Origin of the sequence: Streptomyces sp. ISL-87 (genome assembly GCF_018614095.1) — a bacterium.
Classification (GTDB): domain Bacteria; phylum Actinomycetota; class Actinomycetes; order Streptomycetales; family Streptomycetaceae; genus Streptomyces.
On the sequence record NZ_JAGGOY010000017.1, the window covers coordinates 100,471 to 121,912 of the forward strand.

A 21,442-nucleotide genomic window follows, 5' to 3' on the forward strand; every position below is an offset into this window, starting at 1 on the left:
GCATTCCCGGCACAGCGGGGCCGTGCGCATGACAGGGGCATATGCCAAGTGAGTAGGGCCTGGCCGGGGGACCTGATTGAGCCATCAATCTCATCAACAGGCGCTCCACGTGGGCCGCTTGATGGCTATCGTGGTAGGGCAAGCGGTAACAACCTGGTAGGGGGAAACCGTGGCGCTGAAGCCCGAGCCGACCGCGCCGTTCCATTCGGTGCAGTACGCCCTGCGCGTACTCGAAACGATCGCACGGCACACCGGTGGTGTGACCGACGTCCAGATCGCGCGTGAGACAGGCCTGCCCGCGGCCCATCTCACGCCGATGCTGCTCATGCTGCGACGGGAGGGGTACGTACTGCAGGTGTCCGACGGTGCCTATGCCATAGGCGACTCACTCGTCCTGCTCGGCTCCGGTATCGACCGGAAACAGGCGCTCCAGGACAAGCTCCAGGAGACTCTGGACCGGTTGCGGGACTCGGTCGGCGCGGCGGTCTACATCAGCCGGTACGTGGACGGCGAGGTCAAGATCACGCAGTTCGCGGACAGCCCGCGCACTCCGAAGGTGCACGAGTGGGTCGACTTCCGCTCGGCGGCGCACGCCAGCGCGGTCGGAAAGTGCCTGCTGACCCAGCTCGACCAGAACGGGCGGCGTGACCACCTGTCCCGTCACAAGATCGCGCGGCTCACGTCGAAGACGATCGTGAACGAGCGGATCCTGTTCTCGAAGCTGGACAGTCAGCCCGCCACGGTTCCGGTACTGGACCTCCAGGAGTACGCCGTGGGCACGGTCTGCGCTGCGGTGCCGATCACGGCCGGGGCCTCGGTCGGCTGCCTGGCCCTGTCGCTGCCGGTCGAGCACGCCCACCGGCTGCGGGCCGCCGCGGACGTGCTGAACCGGAAGGCCGCGCCGCTGCTGCTGTCGCTCACGCTGTGAGGACCGCCGTCGTCCCTGGTGCGCGGGCCCCAGAAAACACTTCGGGCGGTTTCCGGTGAACCGGAAACCGCCCGAAGTACAGGTGCGCCGCCAGGGACTCGAACCCCGGACCCGCTGATTAAGAGTCAGCTGCTCTAACCAACTGAGCTAGCGGCGCCTGACAGAGAAAATACTACCTGCTCCTCCGGAGTGCTCAAAACCATTACCGGGGGTGTCACCGGGCCGTGGTGGCGATCTCCAGGAGGTGGCGGCGGCCCTGGGAGTCGTACGCCGCCAGCAGGGCCGCGAGTGCCCCGGCGTCCAGGGGGCGGTAGCCCGACCGGCCCGGCGGGGACCACCAGACCGGGTCCGGGGTGAGGAAACCGGTGCGGCGGAGGGCGACCCGGTGGACCTTGTTCGTCGCCGTGGTCGGCAGGGCTTCGAGGATCCGGACGTAGCGCGGGGACATCTTCGTGCCCAGGTCCGGCTGCGCGGCGAGGAACGCGGCGAAGGCCTCCGGGTCGAAGGCCGCGCCCTCGCGGAGGGCGAGCGCGGCCATCACCTGGTCGCCCGCCACCTCGTCCGGGACGGCGTACACGGCGACCGCGGCCGCGTCGGACCACCGGGCCAGGATGTTCTCGATCACTGCCGCGGCCAGGTTCTCGCTGTCGACCCGCAGGCGATCGTCCGTGCGCCCCGCGAAGTAGAGGAAGCCCTCGGGGTCGCGGAAGAAGAGGTCGCCGGTCCAGTACCAGCCGTCGCGGGTACGGGCGGCCTCCGCGTCCGGATTGCGCCAGTAGCCCTCGAACAGGCTGCGGCCGCGGTTGACGAGCTCGCCGATGGCCGCGTCGCCGTTGAGCAGGCGGCCCCTCGCGTCGAGGACCGCCGGCGGGCACTCCGCGCCCGTGGCCGGGTCGATCACCGCGAGGTCGTCCCCCGCGCCGGCCCGCCCGAGAGCGCCCGGCGGGGTGTCCGGGGTGCGCTGGACCGAGGCGCCGCCCTCGGTGGCCCCGTAGCCCTCCACCAGCCGGACCCCGAACCGCTCGGCGAAGCGGGCCGCGTCCACCGCCCCGGCCTCGGTGCCGAAGCCGAGCCGGAGGGTGTGGTCGCGGTCGTCGGGGCGGGGGTCGGTGGCCAGGAGGTACTGGACGGCCCGGCCGACGTAGGTGAAGTACGTCGCCCCGTACGCCCGTACGTCGTCCAGGAACGCGGAGGCCGAGAAGCGCCGGCGCAGCGCCACCGCGGCCCCGCCGGCCAGGGCAGGGAGCCAGTCGGCGATGACCGCGTTGCCGTGGAAGAGCGGCATGCAGATGTAGTGGACGTCGTCCGGGGTGACCGAGAAGTGGCGGGCCAGGGAGGCACCGGCGCCGGCGAGCCGGCCCTGGGTGCAGATGGCCGCCTTGGGGGCGCCGGTGGAGCCGGAGGTGAAGTAGAGGAGCAGGCGGGTGGCGGGACCGGGGGTGCGGGGCGCGCCGGGGGCGCCAAGGGTCGCGTCACCCGGCTTGGCCCCCGCGTATGGCGCGAGGAGGGCCTCGTACTCCTCGGTGTCGGTCACGAGGATCCGTACGCCGGGCAGGTCGAGGCCGCGGAGCAGCGTCAGGTGGGCACGCTCGGTGATCAGGATCCGGCAGTCGGTGTGCAGGATGTCGCGGGCCAGCTCGGGGCCGCGCCGGGTCGGGTTGATCCCGGCGACGGCGGCCCCGGCGAGGGCCGCCGCGCCGAGCCAGAACGGGAACTCGGGGGTGTTGTCGAGCAGCACCCCCAGGTGCGGCTCCGCCCCCGGCGGCAGGAGGTCGACGAGCAGCGCGGCGCGCACGGCGGCCTGCTGGGCGGCCTGGTGGTGGCTGAGGACGGTGACGGGCGTGCCCTCGCTCTTCAGCCCTGGCCGGTGGTCGCCCCATTGGCGCGCTATGAGCTCCGCGACGGTTTCGGGTGTCGTCCGCATGCCGCCGGAGGATAGCTGACGTAGCGTCAGAACTGAACGTCAGTCGTCAGTCGTCAGTCGTCAGAACTGAACGTCGGAGCAGGCGTAGAACGCCATGGGGGTGTCGTTGACGGTCCAGACGGCCAGGATCATGTGCCGGCCGGTCTTGCCGCTCGGCATGGCGCCCTGGTGGACGGTGGTCATGGCGGGGCGGGCGCCGTTGTAGGCGACCGTGAGGAAGGGCTGGGGGTCGAGGGCGGCGCGGGTGAGGGGCTTGGTGGGGTCCCAGCCGTTCTTGGTGACGTAGTACTTGAAGTCGGTGGTGGAGTGGTTGGCGGTGAACTGCCAGCGGAAGCCGTAGCTCTGGCCGCTGGTCACCTTGGTGGTGGGCCAGGCGCCCCCGCGCGGGTCGTCGAGCTGGGCGAACTCACTGTGGCCGCCGGCGCAGATCGTGCCGTCGGCGGGGCCGGCGGCCGGGAAGCCCTTGTAGCCCTCGACGCTCTGCGGCTCCCACTGGATGGGGCCGCAGTCGGAGACGGTCTTGTTGGCGCAGAGCTTCTGGCGGCTGATGGGGGTGTCGGTGTAGCCGTGGCTGCTGGCGGTGGGAGCGCCGAGCAGGCTGACGGCGGCGACGATGCCGACGCCGAGCGCGGCGACGCCGGCCCGCCTGAGGCCGGGCGCTCTGGGATCGCTGGGGATTGCGGACATGCGGACGGTACGCATGATGCTCCTTGGACGTGGGGGGAGTTCGGCAAGGGCGTGCGCACGCGTGGGGATGTTTTTTCAGGTCTAGACCAAGTCCCACAGTATTGACGGGAGTTGGCCGTGTCTAGACCAATGGGGGAACGGGTGGTCCGGTCGTATCCGGCCACCCGTTCCGTATGCCTCGCCGTGCCTTCGCCGTGCCCTCGCCGCCGCCGGTTACTCGGAGCGGCCGGTGTAGAAGGCGACGGTGAGGTCCTTCACGAGGGCCTTGCGTTCGTAGTCGTCCAGCTCGACGAGCCCGCGCGAGGTCAGCCGGTGGACGGTGTCGTCCACGGCGTCCACGACCGAGGTCAGCACGGTGTCCCGGTGCTTGGCGTCGATCGCCGCGACCCGGCGGCGGCGCATGGCCTCGGCGACCTCGGGGGCGTACTCGATCCGGGTCGGCTGGGCGGAGAACACCTCGACCCCGACCGCCTCGGTCTCGGCCGCCAGCATCCGGGTCAGCGCGTCGCCGACGGCCTCGGCGTCGCGCAGGGTCGGGGCGTCCTCGTGGAAGGCGTCGGCGGGGAGCTGGGACAGGACCCGGGCCATGGCCGATTCCACCTGTTCGGCGAGGTACTCGGTGTGGTCCGCGACGGCGAGGGTGGCCCGGGCGGTGTCCTTGACCTGCCAGACGACTTGGACGACGACCTGGAGGGCGAGGCCGCCGGAGTCCACGGCGGGCATGGGGTCGCTGCGCCAGTGGCGCAGGCGCACGTCGACGCGGCGGCGCAGCAGGAGGGGGCTGACCCAGGTGAGTCCGGTACGCCGGACCGTGCCGCGGTAGCGGCCGAAAAGGGTGAGTACCCAGGCGTGGCCGGCCTTGGCGCGGCCGAGGCCGCCGAGGGCGAGGAGGGCCACGACGCCGAGGAAGGCGAGCGGGGGCCAGTGGGTGGCGCGGAGCCCGTGGTAGGCCCGGGGGGCCGCCCCGAAGGCGGCCACCATCGGGGCGGGGATGGCGCCGGCCCGCCAGAGCACTGCCGTGCAGCCGGCGAAGGCGAGCCCGCCGACGAGCACGGCGGCCCACCCGGGCAACACGGGCCCACGATGCTCCCGCAACCGGTCGTCCCCCCGAGGGACCCGCCGACCGGCGGGCGGCCGGGGGGCGTAGGCCTGGGGGGCGTGGCCCGGGGCGGGGGCAGGGCTGGGGTTTGAGACACGGGCCGGATCTGAGACACGGGTCGGATCGACGGCGCGGCCCGGGTCGGAGCCACAGCTCGGGTCGGAGCCACAGCTCGGGTCGGAGGCGCGGCCCGGGCCGGAGTCACGGCTCGGGTAGAAGGCGCCGCCCGGGTAAAGGGCATGGGAGCCCAGGTCGGAGGCGTGGCTCGGGTCGGAGGGGTGGCCTGGCGCCGGGGTCGGGCGCAGGGCGGAGGTCGGGTGCGGGGCCGGGGAGGCCTCGGCCGTGCCGGTGGCCATGGGCTTCGAGTGCGCACGGAACGGGAGGTGAACGGGCACCTCCGTGACCGCGGCCCCACGGACCGGCCCGATGCGGGGGATGTCCTGCGGGTCCTCGTCACCCTCCCCCTCCGCCATGCCGCGGGCCACGGCCCGGGCGACGAGACCCGCTACGCCGAACCGGGCGGGGCGCCCTGCGGCCGAATCCCCGTCCGGCTCCATGCCGCGCGCCACAGCCTGGCTGCCCAGACCCGCCAGACCAACCTCGGTAAGAGGCCCCGCGGCCCAATCACCGTCCGGCTCCGCGCCACGGGCCACACCCTGGGCGCCCAGACCCGCCACACCGAACCCGGCAGGGGGCCCTGCAGCCCAATCCCCTTCCGGCTCCAAGTCGCGGGCCACGGCCTGGGTGCCCAGGCTGGCCACACCAGGGCCGGGAACACCAAGCCCGGCAGGGGGGACAGCGGCCCCGCCGCCGTCGCCCTGCCCCATGTCACGGGGCACAGCCTGGGTGCCGCCCAGGCCCGCAACGTCGGGCCCGGCAGGGGGCCCTGCGGCCCAATCCCCGTCCGGCCCCATGCCACGGGCCGCACCCTGGGTGCCCAGACCCGCCACACCGAGCCTGGCGGAGGGCCCGGCCCCGCCGTCGTCCCCCTCCCCCGTGCCACGGGCCGCAGCCTGGGCGACCAGGCCGGCGGGGGGCTCGGCGGTGCCCTCGCCCGGGCCGGTTTCGAGGGTGCGCAGGCGCTGGGTGGCCGGCGCGTCCTGTGGGTGCGGGATGTCCACCGCCGGGGGCGGTACGGGTCCGGACGGTTCGGGGTCGCCGCCGTGCGGGCGGCCCGCGCCGGACTCGGCCCGGTCGCCGGCCGGGGCGTGCACCGGCTCCGGTTCGGGCTGAACCCGGGCCGCCGGTACGTCGCTTCGGGCGGGGCGGACATCCGGCCCGTCGGCGTCGTGGCCGGCCGGGCCCCCGTAGGCCGGCTCGGCGGCCCAGTCCGGGGTGGCATACCGCCCGTACGGCGCGGCCGCGCCCACGGTGGCCACGGCGTCGGCCTCCTGGGCGGGCCGGGTATGCGGCACGACCGGTGCCTCCGCCGACGCGGGATGCCCGTGCGGCGCGGCCACCTCGGCTTGGGCCTCATACGACGCGGGATGCCCGTGCGGCGCGGCCACCTCGGCTTGGGCCTCATACGGCGCGGGATGCCCGTGCGGCGCGGCCACCTCGGCTTGGGCCTCATACGACGCGGGATGCCCGTACGGCGCGGCCGCTGCTTGGGCCTCCGCCGACGCGGGGCGCCCGTACGGCGCGACCCGCTCGGCCGGGGCCACGGCCCGTGCGGGCACCGCCGCCGGGGCGGTGGCCGCCGGGGCCTCCACGGCAGTCGGCCGGGGCGCGACCTCGGTCCACCGACCGGGCCGGGGGGCCGGCCGCCCAGACGGCGCAGCCGCAGCCGGACGTTCGCCCGGGTGCTCGGCCGAGGCGCCCGCCGCCCCCGCCGCGACGGAGTCCGACCCGGCCGCCGACGCCTGGCCGGCAGCCCACACCGGGGAAGCAGCCACCGGGGCCAGGGACTCGGCCCGGGATCCCACCGCCCCCGCCCGGGCGGACTCCGGCGCGGCCATCGACGCCTGGCCGGCAGCCCGCGCCGGGGAAGCAGCCGCCGGAGCCAGGGACTCGGCCCGGGATCCCACCGCCCCCGCCGGGACGGACTCCGGCGCGGCCATCGACGCCTGGCCGGCAGCCCGCGCCGGGGAAGCAGCCGCCGGGATCTGGGCCTCGGCCAGGGCGCCCGCCGCCCCCGCCGGGACGGATTCCGGCCCGGCAGCCGATGCCTGGTCGGCAGCCCACACGCGGGAAGCAGCCGTCGGGGCCAGGGACTCGGCTCGGGATCCCACCGCCCCCGCCCGGGCGGGCTCCGGCCCGGCCGCCGATGCCCGGGCGGCAGCCCGCGCCGGGGAAGCAGCCGCCGGGGTCAGGGACTCGGTCCGCGTTTCCGCCGACCGCGTCGGGGCGTGTTCCGGCCCGCCCGCCTGGAGCTGGGCGGTGTGGGAGGAGGCGGGCCCGGGGGTTGGGGTGTCGGCCCGGGGCCCCGGCCACGCAGTCGCGCAGGTCGGGGAGGTGGCCGACGGGGTCGCAGAGGCGGCCCGCCGGGTCACGGGCTCGGTGCTGGATGGGGAAGCGGCCGCCGGGGTGGGGGTCGGCGGGATGTGGAAGGTGCCCGTGCTGGATGTGGTGCGGGTGGGGTACATCGTTGCCTCCGTCATGCGAACAGCCGGCGCCAGGTTTCCGGGTCCGGGTAGCCGTCGGCCTGGGCGCCGCGCCAGCCCTGGGCACGCTGGAAGGCCTCGACGTTGCGGCGGTCGGCCTCGCTCCAGCGACGGCCCGGCCGGGATGTGTAGTGCTTGCCGAAGCCTCTCGACACCAAGCGGCGACCGAGGGCCTCGATGGCGGCATGGGACGAGCCCGGGCGGAATACCGACGCGCCCGGGTAGTCCCGTACCCCGCCCGGACCCGGCGCGCCCGCCTCCGTCGGCCGGATGTCGTCGCCCTGGTTCTCCACCAGCAGCCGCCAGGTTTGCGCGCCGGGGAGCCCGTCCGCGTCCGCCCCCGTCCAGCCCTGCGCCTGCTGGAAGGCCTGGGTGGCCAGCCGGTCGGCGTCGGTCCACTTCGAGGCCGCGCCCTTGGGGTAGAAGCGGCGGCCGCCGCGGTCGATCAGCATCTTGCCGAGCTGCTTCACGTACTCGTTGTCCGCGCCCGGGCCGAACTTCCCGGCGCCGGGGAACACCGTCGAGGTCCCCGGCTTCGCACCCCCGGCCGGATCCTCCGGAACGATGCCGCCCGTCACCCCGTTGAAGCGGTACGGGACGTATTTCGTCGCGTTGCTCCAGTACCCGTACGGCGTCGCCAGCTTCCGCGTGTTCGGCTGCGTCTGCTCGTAGGCGATGTAGTGCGTGCGCGTCTCGTCCACCCAGCCGCCGAAGATGACGACGTGGGAGCCCTTGTTGGGGTCTGCCGGGTTGTGGAAGAGCAGCATGTCCCCCGGCAGCAGCTCCTCTTTCGTGATCTTGGTGGCGAACTTGTCGAGGCTGCCGGTCCACTCGTTCGTTCCGAGGTTCCAGACCATCGAGACGTAGCCCGAGCAGTCCTGGCGGTACCCGTCCGACCAGTACTCGGACATGCTGTACGGGACTTCCGCCTCCAGCCACAGCTTCGCCCGGTTGATGATCGTCGTCCGGTCGAGCCGCTTCAGGGCGCCCGGCGCGGCCGGCGCCCCGGGCGCGCCGACGGGCTTGGCCTTCGGCCCGTGCAGCGGGGCCCGGTCGCCCTGCGGGGAGCCCGGGTCGTCCAGCTTCACCGGCCCGGGGACGGGGGGCCGGGGGGTCGCCGCGAGCACCGCGCTGCTGCCGCCGCCCAGGACCACGCCCGCCGCGGTGGCCAGCACCAGTGCGCGGCGGGCCCCGCGTGCGGCGGGGTGGCCGCCGTCGCGCAGCGGTATGGCCCGCGCGCGGGCGAGGGCGCGTCGCCGCTGCACGCACCCGAGGCACACGCAGTCGCCGGCGGGCTCGTACTCCTGGAAGACCGGCATAGGCATGGGCATCCGCGTCGGCATCTGCACATGCATCGGAGGCTGCGTCGTCATGCGGTTCCGTCCACTCCCCTGCTCGTACCCTGCTCGTCCACAAACCTGGCGGGGCGTCAGGTTTGGCTCGGCTCAGACATATCGTGCACGATAAACCCCGCAAACATGGGTTAATCGGACAAGGCGGGCGTGGCTGGTCACGAGCACCGCTGGAGGTGGGGTAGAGTTTTCCCTGTCAGCAAGCGCCGCTAGCTCAGTTGGTTAGAGCAGCTGACTCTTAATCAGCGGGTCCGGGGTTCGAGTCCCTGGCGGCGCACAGACGGAAGAAGCCCCTCGCAGCGAAAGCTGCGAGGGGCTTCTTCGTTGCGCCCTGCGGCCCTACAGTGGCGGGCGGACCTCCCGCACAGGCTCCCGGACTCCTCCCGCGGTCCGGGCGCGCCCCGCGGTCGAGGACCGGACCGGGCGGCGGCTGCCCCGGGCGCACAGCTCACGCCGCCGTGCCGGACCGGACTCCCTCCCCGGTCAGGTACGCCGAGACGACCACGTTCGCCGTGTACTGCTTCGCCTTCTTGTCGTACGCGCCCCCGCAGGTCACCAGCCGCAGTTCGGCCCGGCCCCTGACCCGCGGCCCGTACGCCTTGTGCGCGTCGAAGCCGGCGCGCTCGTAGACCCGTACGTCCTCGATGGTGAACTCGGCGATCGTGCCGTCCGCCCGCACCACCCGCACTTTGTCGCCCTGCTGCGCCGAGCTCAGGCCGTAGAACACCGCGGGCTTGGACGCGGTGTCCACGTGGCCGACCAGCAGTGCGGTCCCGGCCTCGCCGGGCTGGGCGCCGCCGCCCCACCAGCCCACCGTGCCCGGGCGGTCGTAGGGCGGCGGCTCGATCGCGCCGTCGGCGTCCAGGCCCCGGGGGATCACCGGGGCCTGGACGCCTATGGACGGTACGTCGACCCGCGCGGGCGGGGCCCCGGACAGCGGGGCGTGCGCGACGGGCAGGCCGAGGCCCACCGCCGCACCGCCCTGTCCGGGGACCGGGGCCGGGACCCCGGTGATCTCCCGGCCCCACAGCCACAGGCCGAGGACCAGCACCGACCAGGCGGCGAAGGTCAGCAGCCTCGCACCGGCGCTGGACCGCGGCTCATCCGGGGCCGTCACCGCCGGGCCCTCACTCGCCGTTGCGGCGCCGGCGCAGGGTCAGCGCCCGGCCTGCGACCGCGAGCGTGGCCGCGGCGGCGAGGACCGCGCCGATCAGCGTGTGCGGCAGGCCCGGGCCGTCGCCGCCATGACTCTTCTTCGCGGCCGCCGTGTCGGCCACCCGGGCCGGGTCGGCAAGCTCCTCGGCCATACCGCCACCGCCCGCGTGGACCGGCCAGACCGGGGTGTGCTGGGGGTACGGGTGGTGCTGGTCCTGCCGGTGCTCGAGGATCTGGATGGAGCCGCGCAGCCCGTCGCCCCGGCCGCCGCAGCTGACCCGGATGTCGTGCCAGCCGGCCTGGGCGTGCGAGCTGATCAGCGCCACGCCCGACAGGGTTTTGCCGCTGTCACGGGCGGAGAGGTCGACGTCCGCGACGAACACGGAGGACTTGGCGGACGCCCATTTGCCGTCACAGCCGTTGACGCGCAGTTTGACCTGCGCCCCCGGCTCGGCCGGGTTCGGATCCGCCGAGACACTGCCGCGGTCGTCGTCGTTGGCGAGGGCGATGGGCGCGGTCGCGGCGGAGAGGGCCGTCAGGGCGACGGCCACCCCGGCGGCACGGAAAGCGATCAGAGCACTGCGCATGGTGAACCTCCTCAACAAGGAGATTCACGCGCGGCGCGCCGCTCCGCATCCGGAGCGGCGCGCCCTTGGCCCGTACGTGTCAGCCGTCAGCCTTACACGTGAGGCCGAACGCCTCATAGGAAGCGCGTGCGCCGAGCGCCGAGCACCTCAGACGAGGTCGACCAGGTCCGCGATCGAGTTGACCGTCCTGGTCGGGCGGTACGGGAACTTCTCCGTGTCGGCGACCGTGGTCAGGCCGGTCAGCACGAGGAAGGTCTGCATCCCCGCCTCCAGCCCGGCCAGTACATCGGTGTCCATCCGGTCGCCGATCATCGCGCTGCTCTCGGAGTGCGCGCCGATGGCGTTCAGGCCGGTCCGCATCATCAGCGGGTTGGGCTTGCCCGCGAAGTACGGCTGCTTGCCGGTCGCCTTGGTGATCAGCGCGGCCACCGCGCCGGTGGCCGGGAGCGGGCCCTCGGTGGAGGGGCCGGTCTCGTCGGGGTTGGTGCAGATGAAGCGGGCGCCGGCGTTGATCAGGCGGACCGCCTTCGTCATCGCCTCGAAGCTGTACGTCCGGGTCTCACCCAGCACCACGTAGTCGGGCTCGTGGTCGGTCAGGACGTAGCCGATGTCGTGCAGGGCGGTGGTCAGGCCGGCCTCGCCGATGACGTACGCCGTGCCGCCCGGACGCTGGTCGTCGAGGAACTTCGCGGTGGCGAGCGCCGAGGTCCAGATGTTCTCGACGGGGACGTCCAGGCCCATGCGGCTGAGCCGGGCCTGGAGGTCGCGCGGGGTGTACATGGAGTTGTTGGTCAGCACCAGGAAGGGCTTGCCGGACTCGCGCAGCCGCTTGATGAAGGCATCAGCGCCGGGGATGGGAGTTCCCTCGTGGATGAGGACCCCGTCCATGTCGGTGAGCCAGGATTCGATCGGCTTGCGCTCTGCCACGGGACTGTTCTCCGCTCTGCGGGGCCTCTGACCTCTGGGGCCTCTGGTCTGTACCACCCTATCGGGCACGGTCCGTGGACGCGTTCGGCGTCCACGGCCCGGACAGGGCGGCCGGACAGGCGCCACTGGTCGCGCTGCGCCTGGCTCCAGAACTCGTCGGTCGCGAAGGCCCAGCCGGCCCACTCGGTGACACCGCCGGTGCCCATCTTGGAGTTGTCGACGGACCAGCCGGCCGACGGGGTGTGCGTGAAGCCCTTCACGCCGGCCGGGATGCCCGTCTCGTCCACGCGCCCCTGGAGGTTCGGGCGCAGAGTATCGAACGCGTCGTTGTCGTCGGGGGCGTTCAGCGGGATGCCGTCGACGGCGGCGCCGGGGGTAACGCCGACGTGGGCGAGGGCGGTCGCGGCGACGTCGACGAGCTTCACGTCGCAGGAGGGTGAGGGGGAGGCAACAGTCAGCTTCCGGTTGCCGACTTCCACGCGTCGACGTAGCCGGTGAGGTTCTTGTCGATGTCGGCCCAGTCCGGCTCGAAGATCTCGACGCCGTTCATGATCTTGAGGAGTTCGACGGCGTTGGCGTGGGCCGGCTTGACGTCGTTACGCGCCGGGAAGCCGCCGCCGACCTCGCTGACCAGCTTCTGGGCGTCCTCGCTGAGCAGGTAGTCGAGGAGCTTCTTGCCGTTCTCGGCGTGCGGGGCATTGGCCACCAGGCCGGCCGCGTACGGGAGGGCGAAACTGGTGGGCTTTGCGCCGTCTCCTGGGCGTCAACATCGAGGAGCTGGACTTCGCCGGGCGCCGTTGCCTGGTCAAGGCCAAGGGCGCCCGGACCAAGGCCCGCCGCCGGGGCCAGTCGCGTGGGGACTACGTGCTGGAGCCGGTGTACTGGGATGCCGGCACCGCCCGGCTGCTGCCCCGGCTGCTCAAGGGCCGCGCTCGCGGTCCGGTGTTCGTCACCGCCCGCCGTGCGGGGCCGGGGAAGGTCATTGACCCTCGGGACGTGTGCCCAGACACCGGGGCGGCGCGCCTGTCCTACGGCCAGGCCCGCGCCCTGCTGGACATCCACACCGCCACACAGGGCCCGGGGACGGGCTGGGACCTGCACGAATACCGCCACTCCGCACTGACGCGCCTGGGCGAGGCTGGCGCGTCGCTGCTGATGCTGATGGCCAAGTCCCGGCACCGCAAGCCGGAGAACCTGCGCCGCTACTTCAAGCCGTCGCCGGACGCCATCGCCGAACTCACCAGCCTGCTCGCACCCGGCGACACACGCCGAGGCGGCGGCACGTAACCGAGCCGGCCGACCCGTCGATCCTGATCATCCCGACCGACCCGAAACCACCGAGCCCTGGAGTTGACATGGCTGACATGATCGTGACCGACCCCGTCACGCGGGACATTCTCGCGATCTTCGAACGCGCGCGATCCCGGCTGTTCGAGCGCCTTGAGGACCTGACCGACGCCGAGTACCACTGGGAGCCGGTCAGCGACTGCATCAGCATCCGCCCCGGCGACGACGGCATCTTCCGCGTCGCCGCGCTATTTCCGGAATCGAGTCCGGAGGCGCCGGACCCCCTCACGACGATCGCCTGGCGCATCTGGCACATCGGCAGCCTCTGCCTGCGCGGCTATGTGATCCACTTCTTCGAGGACGTCCCCGAGTTCGGCGACCGCCACGAGTGGCCGGGCACCGCGAAAGAGGGCGTCCAGGCGCTCGCCGAGGACTGGGAGCACTTCATCTCCCGTATCGCAGCCCTCGGCGACAAGCGCCTGTTGGCGCCGATAGGCATGGGCCCCGGCGGTTGGGCCGATGAGACCTATCTGAAGCTCGCGCTGCACGCTCTGGTCGAGGTCGCGCATCACGGCGGCGAGATCGGCCTGCTGCGCGACCTGTACCTGCGCGAAGGCGTCTGATTTCGGCGGTGGGCGACCTAGCATCGGGAGGGCCGGCGGGGTGCCGATCAGCAGGGCCTCGCGCGGCGTCGCGAGAACCGTCTCCAGCTTCTCGTCCGCGTCCCCGAAGGCGATGCCGAGGCTGTCGTGGAGGTAGCCGTAGAAGGACGAGTCCGGCTGGAAATCGCTGTCGAGGCGCGGCGCGCGGGCCACCCGGATGTACGTGCTCTCCAGCCCGACCCGCTCGTCGTCGGCCAGCAGCACCCGCTCCAGGTGCCAGACGGCCTCGTCGGGCTCGGCGCCGATGCCGCGGGCCAGCTCGGGCGGGCAGGGGAACTGCTCCAGGCCGATGAGGTTCCGGCCGGGGCGGCGGCCCTGGCGGCGCACGCCCTCGGTGTAGCTGGCGAGGGAGAGCGGCTGCTCCAGCTTCGGCCCGGCGACGACGGTGCCCCGCCCGGAGCGGCGGAGCCGGCCCTCCAGCAGCAGCTCGCGCAGGGCCTGGCGTACGGTCTCGCGCGATACCTCGTACTGCTCGGCGAGATCGCGCTCGGTGGGCAGCAGCCCGCCTTCGCCGAGCTCGTCGAGCAGCCCCGCGATGCGGGCTTTGACGGCGTAGTACTTGGGGATGCGGCCGTGCTCGGGGATGCCGGAACGGACGGGCGAGCCGGGGAGGTGGGGCGGGATCTGGTGGGGCGGGTTCTGGTGGGGCGGGACCTGAGGGGGCGGGGTCTGTTCTTCCACGCTCGGACTGTACTGACTGTACGTGGATCACCCCGTAGGTGGATCAGCGCAGTCGGCGTGCTCCGAGGAGGAGTCCGCCGCCGGCGCCGAGGGCCACCACGGCGGCGGTCCCGTACGCCCACTCGCGAGGCCGCCCGGTGTGCGCGAGCGACCCGGCCTCGGCGGCGGGAGCCTCCTCCTCGTCCGCCTCCGGCCCATCGACGGAGAACCGGTAGCCGCCCGCCTCGCCCACCCATTCCCCGTCGTCGCCCTTGCGCTGGACGAGGGCGGCATCGGCGACGACCTCGCCGAGGGGGGTATCGGGCGCGAAGGCCAGCTGCACCTTGACGGTCAGGGATCCGCCGGCGGCCACGGTGAACCCGGGGAAGGCGTCCCCTCCGTCGAACACCGCGATGATCTCGTCGCGGTCGGTGCGCTCCAGGCTGACGGGGAAGGTGCCGCCGGGCGCCTCGAACTCCATCCGGAAATGGGCGGGGCGCAGGCTACGGGTCTTGTCCGTGAACACGACGACGGGGTGAATGGCCGTGCACTGGGAGCCGGTGGTGTTGGTCAGGTCCAGGAACCAGGTCTGCGGCCCGCCACCGGTGCGGTAGACGGCGGGGCCGCCGCGGATCCGCGCCCCGATCGGGAACGCGGTGCTCTTCCCGTCGCCGCAGCTGGCCTGGACCCGGGAGGGCAGGGCGGGGGCGGGGCGGGCACCGCCGCCGGTGCCGATGTCCGCGGCGGCGCTCGGCGCGGCGGTGGCGAGGAGCACGGCGGAGAGGGCAAGGGCTTTGCGCAGTCGCATGGAAGACCTTCGCTGCTCGCCGGACGGGATGCCGATCATCGGACGAGGCGACAATCACCCCGGCCTCCCCGCACCTTCCCACGCGCGCGCGACCCCGAACCGGGCACCACGCCTGGGCCGTCCCGGTTTACGCCTGATCGGCCCAGGGGGTCAAGCGAAGCCCCTCCGGGCGGGTCCGCAGGGGGGTCGGGCCGCGCCGTGCAGACGGCCCGGGGGCGGGGGGGCCGCGGCCGGGCAGCCTGTCCGCAAGCCGAGGGCCGCGCCGCCTCAACCCGCCCGGGGGGAGGGTCCGCAGCCGGACAGCCCGCCTGAAACGGCACGCCCGGGGGGCCCGGAAGCCGGAGCCACGGCGCAGACGGCCGCCCGAAAACCGAGCCAAGGCTGGGACCGCCCGGCGCGAGGGCCAAGGCCGCTCGACCCACCCCGGGGGACCCGGAGACCAGAGCCACGGCGCAGGCGGCCGCCCGGAAGCCGGAGCCAGGGCTGGGGGGCCGGGGCGAGGGCCGAGGCCGCTCAACCCGCCCGGGGGGCGCATGGCGGCGGGGGCTAACTGCCCAATCCGCCGGGGGGCCCGCAGCTGGCAGCGCGCCCGGGGGCGCCCGAAAGTCAGGGCCGCAACGCAGGAGGCCGCCCCGAAGCGGAGCCAGGGCTGGGGGGCCGGGCGAGGGCCGAGACCGCTCAACCCGCCCGGGGGGCATGGCGGCGGGGGCCAGCTGCTCAACCCGCCCCGAGGGCGCGGGCGTGTCGACTCGGCTCGCCCGGTTCAGGCCGAGCTGCCGAAGAAGGGGCGCAGGAGCAGCTGGGCCGCGCCCTCTGCCACGCCGCCCTCGGCGAGGGCTACCGTCGCCGGGGTGGTGGTCGGGACCAGGGCCCGGGCGGTGAGGGCCGCGCGGACGCCGGCCGCGAACACCTCCGGCGCGGACGCCACCACGCGGCCGCCCAGCAGGACCCGGTCCACATCCAGCAGGGCCACCAGGTTCGCCGCCGCCTCCCCCAGGATCCGCGCCGCCTCCGCCACGTCCCCGCGGGCCACCGCCGCCAGGCACAGCACCTCCACGCACCCACGCCCCCCGCACCGGCACAACGGCCCGTCCAGCTGGAGCACCTGGTGCCCGAACTCCCCCGCCGCCGACCGCGCGCCCCGGTACACCTCGCCGTCCAGCCGCAGCCCCGCCCCCAGACCGGTCCCGACGTGCAGGTACACCGAGGTCCCGGAACCGCCGGCGATGGCCGCGCCCGCGTTGGTGTCCTTGTCCACCACCACCGGCACCCCGAGCCGCCCCGACAACGCCTCCCGCAACGCAAACCCCTCCCAGCCGGGGAACCCCGTCACCCGCCCCAGCACCCCGGCCCGCCAGTCCAGCGGCCCCGGCGCGACGACCCCCACCCCGAGGGACGACTCCGGCCGCGCCCCGTCGGTAACCCGCGCGACCGCCCGTACCACCGCATCCACCACCGCATCCGGGCCCGCCCCGAAGTCCAGCGGCCCGCGCCACTCCCCCACAACGAGGCCGGCCAGGTCCACCCGTACCGCCCGGAGCTCGTCTCGGTCCGCATGGACCCCGACCGCGTACCGCGCCTGCGGGACCAGCCTCAACAGCGTCCGCGGCTTGCCCCCGGTCGACGCACCGCGACCCGCCTCCGCGACCAGCCCTTCCGCCCGCAGCCGCGCCGTGATCTTGCTGACGGCCTGTGGCGTGAGCCCCGTACGGCCGGCCAGCTCGGCCCGCCCCAGCCCGGCCGGGCCGGCGCCGCGCAGCAGGTCCAGTACCAGCGCGTCGTTGTGCCCGCGCAGCGCCGGCAGATTCACCCCGCCGCGCCCCTCACCGTTTCCCCTGTTCACTCGCTCATTGTCCACCCTCCTTGCACTTAGGCAACGCTGTTGCCAAAGTAATGGCCATGAACGCCAACGCCCCGGCCACCACTCCCGCCGCCTCCCCGACCGGCTCCCCCGCAGGCACCGCCCCCCTCCGCGTCGGCCTCGTCGGCTACGGACTCGCCGGTTCCGTCTTCCACGCCCCGCTCGTGTCCGCCACCGACGGCCTCGTCCTCGACACGGTCGTGACCTCCGACCCCGGCCGCCAAGCCCAGGCCCGCGAGGAGTTCCCCGGCATCCGGATCGCCGCCTCCGCCGCCGAGCTGTGGGACCGCGGGGACGCCCCGGGGCTGGACCTCGTCGTCATCGCCTCCCCGAACAAGACCCACGTCCCGCTGGCCACCGCCGCCCTCACCGCCGGCATCCCCGTCGTCGTGGACAAGCCGCTCGCCGCCACCGCCGCCGAGGCCCGGGAACTCGCCGCCCTCGCCGACCGGACCGGAACCTTCCTCTCCGTCTTCCAGAACCGCCGCTGGGACAACGACTTCCTCACCCTGCGCCGACTCCTCGCGGACGGCGAGCTCGGCGATATCCAGCGCTTCGAGTCCCGCTTCGAGCGTTGGCGGCCGCAACTCAAGGGCGGCTGGCGCGAGTCCGGGGCCCCGGAGGAGATCGGCGGCCTGCTGTACGACCTCGGCAGCCATGTGGTGGACCAGGCGCTGGTGCTGTTCGGCCCGGCCGTACGGGTCTACGCGGAGACGGACGTGCGCCGCCCGGGCGCCGAGACCGACGACGACACCTTCATCGCGATCACCCACGCGGGCGGGGTCCGCTCACACCTCTACGTCAGCGCGACCACCGCCCAGCTGGGGCCGCGTTTCCGCGTCCTCGGCTCCCGGGCTGGCTACGTCAAGTACGGCCTCGACCCGCAGGAGGCGGCGCTGCGCGAGGGGTTGCGGCCGGGCTCGGACCAGCCGTGGGGCGAGGAGCCCGAGCACATGTGGGGCCGGCTCGGTTCCGGGGAGTCCCCGGCGACCGGTGGCGGCACGCCCGTGCCGACCGTCCCGGGCGACTACCCGGCGTACTACGCGTCGGTGGCGGCGGCCCTGCGCGAGGGCGGGCCGGCCCCGGTCACCGCACACGAGGCGGCGCAGTGCCTGGCCGTGCTGGAGGCAGCGCGCACATCGTCCCGCGACGGGGTGACCGTAACCCTTTAGCCAAAGGCGACCGACTCTGCCCGGAAATCAATTCCGACATGTTCGATATTCGATCTATTCTTCACAGGCGTTGCCGATCATCGCATATGTGAAGAATGGATTCCGCTTGTGAAGTTGCCCCGGATCGCTTCTGTCGTCGCCGCTGCCGCGATAGGCCCGGCCGTCCTGCTCGCCTCCCCGGCCTTCGCCGCAGCCGGCGAAGGCGCCGGCGTCGGCGCCGGCGCACCGTCCACCCCGTCGTCTCCGACTGCGCCCGACCAGGGCCCGGAGGGACAGAAGCCCGCGGGGAAGCCTGCCGACAAGGCCGCGGACGCAAAGGCCGACGACAACGGCCAGGCCGCAAAGGACCGGGCCGCGGTCCAGGCCATCCTGAAGGACCCGGCGAGCGGGCGGGGCGTGCGCGAGGCGGCCGAGAAGGCACTCCGGGGAACGGCCGCGGACCTGCGGCACTTCCTGGAGGTCGAGTGGGCGCAGCAGCAGTTCCAGGACGACCGCGTGCGGGTTTCCCAGATCATCAGCGTCGGCGGCCCGGCCGTACAGAAGGCCGGCAAGGCCGCCATGCGGGTGGACACCCCGGAAGCGATCACCGAGTTCCTCAAGAACGGGCAGCACGTGGCCCGATTCGAGGACGACCGGGTCGAGATGGTGCGCATGCTCACCGGGGCCGGCCGGGGGATCAAGGAGGCGGTCCAGAAGCTGCTGGACAGCGGAACGCCTGAGCAGGTGCGCGCCTTCGTCGCGACCGGCCAGCACAAGATCCGGGCGGAGGACGACCGCGTCGCGGTGCTCGGAATGCTCAAGGACGCCGGCCCGGGGCTGAAGGCGGGCATCATCAAGCTCCTCGAAGGGAACCCGAGCCCCGCGCAGCTGCGCGAGTTCGTGACGACCACCCAGCACCAGCTGCGGGACGACGACAACAGCGTGCTGATCTCGCAGATGGTCAACCACGCCGGCCCGGAGCTGAAGAAGGCCGCCCTCGCCGCACTCAAGGGCACACCGGCGGACCGCATCGCATTCCTCAAGACGGGCCAGTACGAGGCGCGCGCCAAGGACAAGGCGGCCGAGCAGCAGGGCAAGGGCGGGACCGACGGCACCGGCACCGCCGTCACGCCGGTCGTGGCTCACGGCACCGGCGGCGGCACCGGCGGCGGCGGCGGCGGCGGCGGCGGCGGCGGCGGCAACAGCGTGACCCCGGCCGGCGGCACCGCCCGGCTCGCGAGCACCGGCGCCGGTTCCGAGAACACCTGGATCGCGGGCGGCAGCGCCGCCGCGCTCACCGCGGGCGCCGGCCTGCTACTCACCAACCGCCGCCGCCGTACCTCGGCCGAGGGCTGATCCTCACCGCGCACACACGGAAGAGGCGGGGCTGCCATCGGCACCCCGCCTCTTCCCGCCTGACCGGGATCAGGCGCTCTTGAACTCCTGGCGCTGGCGCCCGAGACCCTCGATCTCCACCTCGACGACCGCACCGGCCCGCAGGAACGGCTTCGGCTCCGGCTGGCCCGCGGCCACACCCGCCGGGGTGCCGGTGACGATGACATCGCCCGGGTACAGGGTCATGAAGTGGCTCAGGTACCGCACGACCTCGCCGACCGGGAAGATCTGGTCCGAGGTGTGGCCGTCCTGCTTCAGCTCACCGTCCACCCACAGCTTCACGTCCAGGACCTGCGGGTCCGGGATCTCGTCGGCGGTGACCAGCCACGGGCCGAGCGGGGTGAAGGTCTCGCAGTTCTTGCCCTTGTCCCAGGTGCCGCCGCGCTCGATCTGGAACGCGCGCTCCGTGACGTCGTTGGCCAGCACGTACCCCCCGACGTGCGCGAGGGCCTCCTCGGCGGAGGCCAGGTAGCGGGCGGTGCTGCCGATGACGACGCCGAGCTCGGCCTCCCAGTCGGTCTTCACGCTGCCGCGCGGGATCAGCACGGTGTCGTCGGGGCCGACCACGGTGTCCGGGGCCTTCAGGAAGACGATCGGCTCGGCCGGAGCCTCCGCGCCGACCTCGGCCGCGTGCCCGTGGTAGTTCAGCCCGATGCCCACGATCTTGCCGATCCGGCCGATCGGGGAGCCGATGCGCAGCCCCTCCGCGTCGAGGACCGGGAGCTCGCCGGCCGCCGCCGCGTCCCGTACCCGGGACAACACGGAGTCGTCGGCGAGCAGAGCGCCGTCCACATCCGTGATCAGGCCGGACAGGTCCCGAAGGGTCCCGTCCTGGTCGAGCAGCGCGGGACGCTCCGACCCGACGGGTCCGACACGCAGCAGCTTCATGGGCATTCTCCCGTGGTCGAGGGTGGTCGGCCCATGGGCATGCCCCGGGCCGGACGATGGGTTGCGGCCATCGGAGGATTGGCTGATCCTCCAAGATGGCCACCCAATCCGCAAGACCCTGTTCACAGACTGGAACGTGCCCCTCCATCGCCCCCGTCGGCAACGGCCCCCGCCCGCTCCTTGCGGTACTGGAGCCAGGCCCGCTCCGCCACCGACCATGCGGTGGTGGTGAGCAGGTACAGCCCCGCCGCCAGCGGCACCACGGCCGCCGTGATCAGCGTCCCGAAGGACAGCAGGGGCAGTACGCCGCCCAGCTTGCGCAGCACCTCCTGCTGCTCGGCAGTCACCGCGGCCCCAGCCGAACCGGCAGCCGAAACCGGGGCCGACCCACGGGAGGACCGACGGGCCGAACCAGGAGCCGACCGAGGGGCCGACCCAAGGGCCGACCCAGCAACCGCCCCAGCAGCGATGGCAGCAACCGCGGCAGCCCGCCGCCCCCGCACCGCGCTCCACGCGGCCACCGCCCCGATTGCCGCGAACAGCCCGAGGAACACCAGCCCCTGCGCCCCGAGCAGCCCGCCCGCCCCCAGCGCCTCGGTCCACCGCGCCCCGAGCGGCGCGGCGAACAGCCGGTGTCCCAGCAGCTCATTGGCCGCCCCGCCGACCTCCGCCGAGGAGAAGGCCCGGTACATCACGAAGAACACCGGCAGCTGGAGCAGCACGGGAAGACAGCCGGCCACCGGCGTGGCACCGCGGAATGCCGCACGGCTCAGCGGGTGCAGGGCAAGCCGTACGAGCACGGTGAACAGCACGATCGCGGCAGCGGTCGCGGACTCTGCCAGCGCCGGCTCCAGCAGCCGACCCAGCTCAGCAACAAGTTGGACAAAAACGGACACGCGGGCCCTCCGAGGGGTCTCGTCAAACGTCGAAAGAGATGCATTTCGGCGTGACGACCCGCGAGGGGCGACGACAGTGATCAGACCGCCAACCAGAACATCGATCAGCGGCAAGCAGCAAAAGGCAGTACGAAGTACTACACGCCCCTACGCGGCCGTCAGGACAAGACGACCGGGCGCCCTGGGCCGCGACCGGCCTGAGGCATCGGGATCACGCTGCGGCAGAAACGCCGTGCGCTGCTCGCGATCACGGATCGCGGTGCGTATTCGGTGCGGCGGCACAAGCCGTACGAGCCGAGCGGCGAGGGCCGCGGCACCCACAGCGACCGTGGCGGCAAGCGCGACCACAGCGGCGGCCAGCCCGCTCTCCCCGAGGAGCAGCCCGAGGAACCCCCCGAGCAGCAGCAGGGACACGAGCAGCTGAGCCGCCCGGGAGAACGCCGGATAGCCGACTCGCCCAGCCATACAGACCGCCCCCTCCCACTCGCCGTTCTCAGCCCACGCCCGCACGAACTCCCGTACGAGATCAGGCCCTCGTGATCGATACTAACCGGGCCCACCGACAACGGACC

General features: G+C 73.5%; 16 protein-coding genes, 2 tRNA genes and 3 pseudogenes. 6 read left to right on the plus strand and 15 right to left on the minus strand.

Going from position 1 to position 21,442, the window contains the following annotated elements; translation table 11 throughout:
* The first annotated feature begins 169 nt into the window (after positions 1–169).
* Positions 170–928 (plus strand): IclR family transcriptional regulator, encoded by a 759-nt coding sequence (locus tag J7I97_RS06835; protein WP_214931676.1) that lies wholly within the window; start codon positions 170–172, stop codon positions 926–928.
* Between the two features lie 83 nt (positions 929–1,011).
* Here J7I97_RS06835 and J7I97_RS06840 read toward each other — a convergent pair.
* The 5 genes from J7I97_RS06840 to J7I97_RS06860 all read right to left on the minus strand — a co-directional run bounded on the left by J7I97_RS06840 (position 1,012) and on the right by J7I97_RS06860 (position 8,566).
* Positions 1,012–1,085: transfer RNA gene (locus tag J7I97_RS06840), tRNA-Lys, on the minus strand.
* Positions 1,086–1,142: 57 nt separating this feature from the next.
* A complete protein-coding gene (locus J7I97_RS06845; protein ID WP_214931678.1) occupies positions 1,143–2,852 on the minus strand; it encodes an AMP-binding protein in 1,710 nt (569 codons plus the stop codon).
* Positions 2,853–2,912: 60 nt separating this feature from the next.
* On the minus strand, positions 2,913–3,554 hold the full coding sequence (locus J7I97_RS06850; RefSeq protein WP_214931680.1) for a lytic polysaccharide monooxygenase: 642 nt from the start codon (positions 3,552–3,554) through the stop codon (positions 2,913–2,915).
* 198 nt (positions 3,555–3,752) lie between these two features.
* The gene (locus J7I97_RS38180; RefSeq protein ID WP_251058550.1) at positions 3,753–7,238 is read right to left on the minus strand and encodes an SPFH domain-containing protein; all 3,486 of its coding nucleotides are present in this window, start codon (positions 7,236–7,238) and stop codon (positions 3,753–3,755) included.
* Positions 7,235–8,566, minus strand: coding sequence for a peptidoglycan-binding protein (locus J7I97_RS06860; RefSeq protein WP_214931736.1), 1,332 nt, complete (start codon positions 8,564–8,566; stop codon positions 7,235–7,237). Before J7I97_RS06860 ends, J7I97_RS38180 begins: the two co-directional genes overlap by 4 nt.
* A gap of 230 nt (positions 8,567–8,796) precedes the next feature.
* On the opposite strand from J7I97_RS06860, the gene J7I97_RS06865 reads away from it, so the two are divergent.
* A tRNA-Lys gene (locus tag J7I97_RS06865) sits at positions 8,797–8,870 on the plus strand.
* 171 nt (positions 8,871–9,041) lie between these two features.
* On the opposite strand, the gene J7I97_RS06870 is transcribed toward J7I97_RS06865, so the two are convergent.
* From J7I97_RS06870 to J7I97_RS06885, 4 genes and pseudogenes are all read right to left on the minus strand, one after another.
* Positions 9,042–9,710, minus strand: a complete 669-nt coding sequence (locus J7I97_RS06870; RefSeq protein WP_214931681.1) for a class F sortase — start codon at positions 9,708–9,710, stop codon at positions 9,042–9,044.
* A 10-nt stretch (positions 9,711–9,720) separates the two neighbouring features.
* Positions 9,721–10,335 (minus strand): hypothetical protein, encoded by a 615-nt coding sequence (locus J7I97_RS06875; protein ID WP_214931683.1) that lies wholly within the window; start codon positions 10,333–10,335, stop codon positions 9,721–9,723.
* Between the two features lie 147 nt (positions 10,336–10,482).
* Entirely contained in the window at positions 10,483–11,262 is a 780-nt protein-coding gene (locus J7I97_RS06880) for an HAD-IIA family hydrolase (protein ID WP_214931684.1), read from the minus strand.
* Positions 11,263–11,716: 454 nt separating this feature from the next.
* Positions 11,717–12,019: pseudogene (locus tag J7I97_RS06885) on the minus strand (2-aminoethylphosphonate ABC transporter substrate-binding protein); the annotation flags it as partial.
* On the opposite strand from J7I97_RS06885, the pseudogene J7I97_RS06890 reads away from it, so the two are divergent.
* Positions 12,016–12,549, plus strand: a pseudogene (locus J7I97_RS06890) (site-specific integrase); the annotation flags it as partial. The pseudogenes J7I97_RS06885 and J7I97_RS06890 overlap by 4 nt on opposite strands.
* Before the next feature lie 77 nt (positions 12,550–12,626).
* The gene (locus J7I97_RS06895) at positions 12,627–13,172 is read left to right on the plus strand and encodes a DinB family protein (protein ID WP_251058554.1); all 546 of its coding nucleotides are present in this window, start codon (positions 12,627–12,629) and stop codon (positions 13,170–13,172) included.
* Between the two features lie 18 nt (positions 13,173–13,190).
* Here J7I97_RS06895 and J7I97_RS06900 read toward each other — a convergent pair.
* From J7I97_RS06900 to J7I97_RS06910, 3 genes and pseudogenes are all read right to left on the minus strand, one after another.
* Positions 13,191–13,835, minus strand: a pseudogene (locus J7I97_RS06900) (GntR family transcriptional regulator); the annotation flags it as partial.
* 100 nt (positions 13,836–13,935) lie between these two features.
* The gene (locus J7I97_RS06905) at positions 13,936–14,679 is read right to left on the minus strand and encodes a hypothetical protein (RefSeq protein ID WP_214931688.1); all 744 of its coding nucleotides are present in this window, start codon (positions 14,677–14,679) and stop codon (positions 13,936–13,938) included.
* 763 nt (positions 14,680–15,442) lie between these two features.
* Entirely contained in the window at positions 15,443–16,522 is a 1,080-nt protein-coding gene (locus J7I97_RS06910) for an ROK family transcriptional regulator (RefSeq protein WP_308364665.1), read from the minus strand.
* Between the two features lie 56 nt (positions 16,523–16,578).
* Here J7I97_RS06910 and J7I97_RS06915 point away from each other — a divergent pair, with 56 nt between their 5' ends.
* Positions 16,579–17,712: a Gfo/Idh/MocA family oxidoreductase gene (locus J7I97_RS06915; protein ID WP_214931692.1), complete on the plus strand. Its 1,134-nt coding sequence runs from the start codon at positions 16,579–16,581 to the stop codon at positions 17,710–17,712.
* 108 nt (positions 17,713–17,820) lie between these two features.
* Positions 17,821–19,047 (plus strand): ALF repeat-containing protein, encoded by a 1,227-nt coding sequence (locus J7I97_RS06920; protein WP_214931694.1) that lies wholly within the window; start codon positions 17,821–17,823, stop codon positions 19,045–19,047.
* Positions 19,048–19,116: 69 nt separating this feature from the next.
* Here the strand turns inward: J7I97_RS06920 and J7I97_RS06925 are convergent, their stop codons facing one another.
* The 3 genes from J7I97_RS06925 to J7I97_RS38190 form a co-directional block, all read right to left on the minus strand.
* Entirely contained in the window at positions 19,117–19,974 is an 858-nt protein-coding gene (locus tag J7I97_RS06925; RefSeq protein WP_214931696.1) for a fumarylacetoacetate hydrolase family protein, read from the minus strand.
* 122 nt (positions 19,975–20,096) lie between these two features.
* Positions 20,097–20,870 (minus strand): YidC/Oxa1 family membrane protein insertase, encoded by a 774-nt coding sequence (locus tag J7I97_RS06930; protein ID WP_214931698.1) that lies wholly within the window; start codon positions 20,868–20,870, stop codon positions 20,097–20,099.
* A gap of 147 nt (positions 20,871–21,017) precedes the next feature.
* A complete protein-coding gene (locus J7I97_RS38190; RefSeq protein ID WP_215061943.1) occupies positions 21,018–21,335 on the minus strand; it encodes a DUF6412 domain-containing protein in 318 nt (105 codons plus the stop codon).
* Between the last annotated feature and the right edge of the window lie 107 nt (positions 21,336–21,442).